This window comes from Porphyromonas loveana (assembly GCF_003096695.1).
Lineage (GTDB): Bacteria > Bacteroidota > Bacteroidia > Bacteroidales > Porphyromonadaceae > Porphyromonas > Porphyromonas loveana.
The window spans coordinates 1-5999 of record NZ_QEKY01000028.1; the positions used below are offsets into that span (position 1 = coordinate 1).

2 tRNA genes and 3 rRNA genes are annotated in these 5999 nt (G+C 50.5%); all 5 read left to right on the forward strand.

Annotation, left to right across the window (positions count from 1 at the left end):
• The first annotated feature begins 651 nt into the window (after window positions 1-651).
• Window positions 652-2183 (forward strand): 16S ribosomal RNA (locus C7382_RS09800).
• Window positions 2184-2542: 359 nt separating this feature from the next.
• Window positions 2543-2616: transfer RNA gene (locus tag C7382_RS09805), tRNA-Ile, on the forward strand.
• A gap of 1 nt (window position 2617) precedes the next feature.
• Window positions 2618-2691: transfer RNA gene (locus C7382_RS09810), tRNA-Ala, on the forward strand.
• Between the two features lie 107 nt (window positions 2692-2798).
• A 23S ribosomal RNA gene (locus C7382_RS09815) occupies window positions 2799-5688 on the forward strand.
• 115 nt (window positions 5689-5803) lie between these two features.
• A 5S ribosomal RNA gene (gene rrf, locus C7382_RS09820) occupies window positions 5804-5914 on the forward strand.
• Together the 16S, 23S and 5S rRNA genes with 2 tRNA genes alongside form the textbook arrangement of a ribosomal RNA operon.
• Window positions 5915-5999 lie beyond the last annotated feature (85 nt).

Genomic DNA, 5999 nt, shown 5'->3' on the forward strand with positions numbered 1-5999 from the left:
TTGGCTGTTCATCGCGCGCGCGATCATTATTATAATGTAGTTTTGTTTGGGATGATTTCGAGTTGCTTTGGCGCAAAAAAAGTATTCAAAAGGTTTGTGTGGGAATAAAAAAGGTGTACTTTTGTGACCGCAAAAGTGCTCACCTGTATTTTTGTAGGCGTCCTGCGGGGTCAGAGTAGCCGCTCTGAATCAAGTGAGTTGCGGGGTCTTCCCTGTAACGAATGGCGATGCAACGAAAAAAATGGCCAAAAATTTGGTCAGGGAATAAAAAGGTATTACTTTTGCACCACTGTCCGCTTTTCGCGGGGGATCTTCGGGGTCTCACTTTGGGCGAATCAAGCAGAGCGGCAGTTGCCAATAAGCGATCATTGACATAGTTCATACAATAGAACAAAAGTGTAGTACAAGAGAAATTTTTCGAGAAGAGGGAAGGCAAAAACTTTTTTCTTTGAGAATGAGCCTCAAACAAAGTCAAGCCCTTTTTCAAGGAGGACGGCCTACGGGCATTCTTCAAAAAAGAGTCAAAGGGAACCGAAAGAGTATAACAGAGACGAAAGGTGCTACCTGATAAATCGAGAGACGGATGAAATAAACATCCGGCTTTCACACACTCTGAGCGAAGACAACAGAAAACAAACCAACACAAATATGACAGTGAAGAGTTTGATCCTGGCTCAGGATGAACGCTAGCGATAGGCTTAACACATGCAAGTCGAGGGGCAGCATGGTCTTAGCTTGCTAAGACTGATGGCGACCGGCGCACGGGTGCGTAACGCGTATGCAACTTGCCTTACAGAGGGGGATAACCCGTTGAAAGACGGACTAACACCGCATATGCTCAGGGGTCTGCATGGGCCTTTGAGGAAATATTTATAGCTGTAAGATAGGCATGCGTCCCATTAGCTTGTTGGTGAGGTAACGGCTCACCAAGGCAACGATGGGTAGGGGAACTGAGAGGTTTATCCCCCACACTGGTACTGAGACACGGACCAGACTCCTACGGGAGGCAGCAGTGAGGAATATTGGTCAATGGGCGAGAGCCTGAACCAGCCAAGTCGCGTGAAGGATGAAGGCCCTATGGGTCGTAAACTTCTTTTATACGGGAATAACGAGCCTTACGGGTAGGGCGCTGAATGTACCGTAGGAATAAGCATCGGCTAACTCCGTGCCAGCAGCCGCGGTAATACGGAGGATGCGAGCGTTATCCGGATTTATTGGGTTTAAAGGGTGCGTAGGTTGCTTGGTAAGTCAGCGGTGAAAACTGAACGCTCAACGTTCAGCGTGCCGTTGAAACTGTCAGGCTTGAGTGCAGTGGCGGCAGGCGGAATTCGTGGTGTAGCGGTGAAATGCATAGATATCACGAGGAACTCCGATTGCGAAGGCAGCTTGCCATACTGTAACTGACACTGAAGCACGAAGGCGTGGGTATCAAACAGGATTAGATACCCTGGTAGTCCACGCAGTAAACGATGATTACTAGGAGTTTGCGATATACCGATAAGCTTCCACAGCGAAAGCGTTAAGTAATCCACCTGGGGAGTACGCCGGCAACGGTGAAACTCAAAGGAATTGACGGGGGCCCGCACAAGCGGAGGAACATGTGGTTTAATTCGATGATACGCGAGGAACCTTACCCGGGATTGAAATGTAGATGACAGATGGTGAAAGCCGTTCTTCCTTCGGGACATCTATGTAGGTGCTGCATGGTTGTCGTCAGCTCGTGCCGTGAGGTGTCGGCTTAAGTGCCATAACGAGCGCAACCCACATTGGTAGTTACTAACAGGTCAAGCTGAGGACTCTACCGAGACTGCCGTCGTAAGGCGCGAGGAAGGTGTGGATGACGTCAAATCAGCACGGCCCTTACATCCGGGGCGACACACGTGTTACAATGGGAGGGACAAAGGGCAGCTACCGGGCGACCGGATGCGAATCTCGAAACCCTTCCCCAGTTCGGATCGGAGTCTGCAACTCGACTCCGTGAAGCTGGATTCGCTAGTAATCGCGCATCAGCCATGGCGCGGTGAATACGTTCCCGGGCCTTGTACACACCGCCCGTCAAGCCATGGGAGTCGGGGGTACCTGAAGGACGTAACCGCAAGGGGCGTACTAGGGTAATACCGGTGACTGGGGCTAAGTCGTAACAAGGTAGCCGTACCGGAAGGTGCGGCTGGAACACCTCCTTTCTGGAGTTCGGAGCAACAGGTAGCAGAAAATCCGCCGTCTCGCAACAGGCTCAAAAAGGATCGGGAAAAGACAGAGGAGAGAGGGGTATTGACGAGAGGAAAGGGATACCGGATTGCTTTTCGAAGGTCTTGCGTACCGCTTTTGTTCGAAGTATGAATTAAACATATACCCTCGCGGGTGCGAGGGGCCGGAGGGCTCATAAGAAGAGTTCGTCGGCCTGACGTCACCCCGGGAGGATCCTCGGTAAAGGTCGTCGGAGCGAGCAAAAGCTTTTTACGTCGCAAGATCCGAGGGACTTCCCCCGCGCCGGTTGAAGGAATCGGCAAACAGGCCGCAGAGAGGAATAGAGTAATCAAGCAGTCCTATAGCTCAGTTGGTTAGAGCGCTACACTGATAATGTAGAGGTCGGCAGTTCAACTCTGCCTGGGACTACGGGGGATTAGCTCAGCTGGCTAGAGCACCTGCTTTGCAAGCAGGGGGTCATCGGTTCGAATCCGATATTCTCCACGAAGACAGCGATCATTGACATATTGAGATATAAGCAAGAAGAAAAAGTAGAGCAATAAAAAAGCTGAAGTATACCGCCTGTCATGCCGGAAGAGGTATGAAGCGGAGAAAAAGTAAGAAAGGGCAGACGGTGGATGCCTAGGCTCTCGGAGGCGATGAAGGACGTGATAAGCTGCGAAAAGCTGCGGGGATCGGCACATACGAATTGATCCGCAGATATCCGAATGGGGCAACCCGTCAGGCTATGGCCTGACACACGGTGTATGCCGTGGGCGAACGCGGGGAACTGAAACATCTCATTACCCGTAGGAGAAGAAAACAAAAGTGATTCCCTTAGTAGTGGCGAGCGAACGGGGACCAGCCCAAACCGCATTTGTTTCTGGCAGATGCGGGGTAATAGGACTTCGAAAAAAGGAGACAGGACGATATAGGAGAACAAACTGGAAAGTTTGGCCGAAGAGCATGACAGCTGCGTATCCGGCATATCGTAATGTATCTGACGGAGCACCTGAGTAGCGCGGGACACGAGAAATCCTGTGTGAATTAGCGGGGCCCATCCCGTAAGGCTAAATACTCCCGAGAGACCGATAGTGGACCAGTACCGTGAGGGAAAGGTGAAAAGAACCTCGAACAGAGGAGTGCAATAGACCCTGAACCCGTCTGCCTACAAGCGGTAGGAGCCCCTTTTGTGGGGTGACTGCGTGCCTTTTGCATAATGAACCTACGAGTTACTGTATGTGGCAAGGTTAAGTATCATAGAGATATGCAGCCGAAGCGAAAGCGAGTCTTAAAAGGGCGTATAGTCACCTGCAGTAGACGCGAAACCAAGTGATCTACCCTTGGTCAGGTTGAAGGTTAGGTAACACTAACTGGAGGACCGAACCGGTAAGCGTTGAAAAGCTTTCGGATGAACTGAGGGTAGGGGTGAAAGGCTAATCAAACTTGGAGATAGCTCGTACTCCCCGAAATGCATTTAGGTGCAGCCTGTTGGGTGTTATTATGAGGTAGAGCGACTGATTGGATGCGAGGGTTTCACCGCCTATCAAGTCCAGATAAACTCCGAATGCATAATAATCGACCGATGGAGTGAGGGCATGGGTGCTAAGGTCCATGTCCGAGAGGAGAAGAATCCGGACCACCGGCTAAGGTCCCGAAATAATTGCTAAGTTGAATTAAACGAAGTCAAGGTGCAGAGACAGCTAGGATGTTGGCTTGGAAGCAGCCATTCATTTAAAGAGTGCGTAACAGCTCACTAGTCGAGGATTTTGGCATGGATAATACGCGGGCATAAGCAATTTACCGAAGCCGTGGGATATTAATATATCGGTAGGGGAGCATTCCTATGAGGCAGAAGAATCGGAGGCAATCCGGTTTGGACATATAGGAAAAGCAAATGTAGGTATAAGTAACGATAAAGGGGGCGAGAAACCCCCTCGCCGCAAGACCAAGGATTCCTGATCAACGCTAATCGGATCAGGGTTAGTCGGGGCCTAAGGATAAGCCGAAAGGCGAAGTCGATGGAAGAACCGGTTAATATTCCGGTACTAATACAGAGAGCGATGTGGTGACGGAGAAGTGACAGTCCGGCCGTCTGACGGAATAGGCGGTTAAAGGGTGTAGATGCAGATCGGGGTAGGCAAAACCGCTCCGAGAGTCGAACCTGATAGTACCCGGAGTACTTGTACGAAGGGATAAGGACGTAATCAGGCTCCCAAGAAAACCCGCTAAGCCTATTTCTGTGTTACCCGTACCGAAAACCGACACAGGTGGTTGGGTTGAGTATACTAAGGCGCTCGAGAGATTCGCGGTTAAGGAACTAGGCAAAATGGTCCTGTAACTTCGGGAAAAAGGACGCCTGTCTCCGGACAGGCCGCAGAAACCAGGCCCAGGCGACTGTTTAACAAAAACACAAGGCTATGCAAAAAAGCAATTTGAGGTATATAGTCTGACACCTGCCCGGTGCTGGAAGGTTAAGAGGAGATGTCATCGTTAAGAGAAGCATTGAATTGAAGCCCCAGTAAACGGCGGCCGTAACTATAACGGTCCTAAGGTAGCGAAATTCCTTGTCGGGTAAGTTCCGACCTGCACGAATGGTGTAACGATCTGGGCACTGTCTCAACCGCGATCTCGGTGAAATTGTAGTATCGGTGAAGATGCCGATTACCCGCAACGGGACGAAAAGACCCCGTGAACCTTTACTATAGCTTTACATTGTATTTGGGCATTAGATGTGTAGGATAGGCCGGAGACAGAGAAGCGGTGACGCCAGTCATTGTGGAGTCGTTGTTGAAATACGGTCCTTTTGATGTTTGGATACTAACTCGTTTGAAATGAGGACATTGTATGGTGGGTAGTTTGACTGGGGTGGTCGCCTCCAAAAGCGTAACGGAGGCTTCTAAAGGTACCCTCAGGCCGATTGGTAACCGGTCGCAGAGTGTAATGGCACAAGGGTGCTTGACTGGGAGACAAACAAGTCGCACAGGTAGGAAACTAGAGCATAGTGATCCGGTGGTTCCGAATGGAAGGGCCATCGCTCAAAGGATAAAAGGTACTCCGGGGATAACAGGCTGATCACTCCCAAGAGCTCATATCGACGGAGTGGTTTGGCACCTCGATGTCGGCTCGTCACATCCTGGGGCTGGAGAAGGTCCCAAGGGTTGGGCTGTTCGCCCATTAAAGTGGCACGCGAGCTGGGTTCAGAACGTCGTGAGACAGTTCGGTCTCTATCTGTTGTGGGCGTAGGAAATTTGCGAGGGCCTGACACTAGTACGAGAGGACCGTGTTGGACAGACCACTGGTTTACCGGTTGTACCGCCAGGTGCACCGCCGGGTATCTACGTCTGGTATGGATAAGTGCTGAAAGCATCTAAGCACGAAGCCTTCCTCAAGATAAGATTTCCCTGTAGGGTGGTTACAGACGATGACCTTGATAGGCTGCAGGTGTATGGCTGGTAACAGTTTCAGCCGAGCAGTACTAATAGCCCGAGACTTTTTCCGCTGTCGGTTCCCAAGGAAGGGACAAAGAAAAGCCGAGAGAGGGGGGTATACGTCAGCTGTTGCTCTATGTTTTTTTTGTGAAGATATTTTGATATGTATGATTGCTGTTTGATATTCAGGTGGTTATAACGTTGGGGATCCACCTCTTCCCATTCCGAACAGAGAAGTTAAGCCCAACGGTGCCGATGGTACTGCGTCACAGTGGGAGAGTAGGACGCCGCCGTTTTTTTAGAAGAGAGAGAGGGAGTATTCGTCGAAAGATAGACGGATGCTCCCTCTTCGCTTTCGCGGAGGGGAGAGAGAGGGATGAA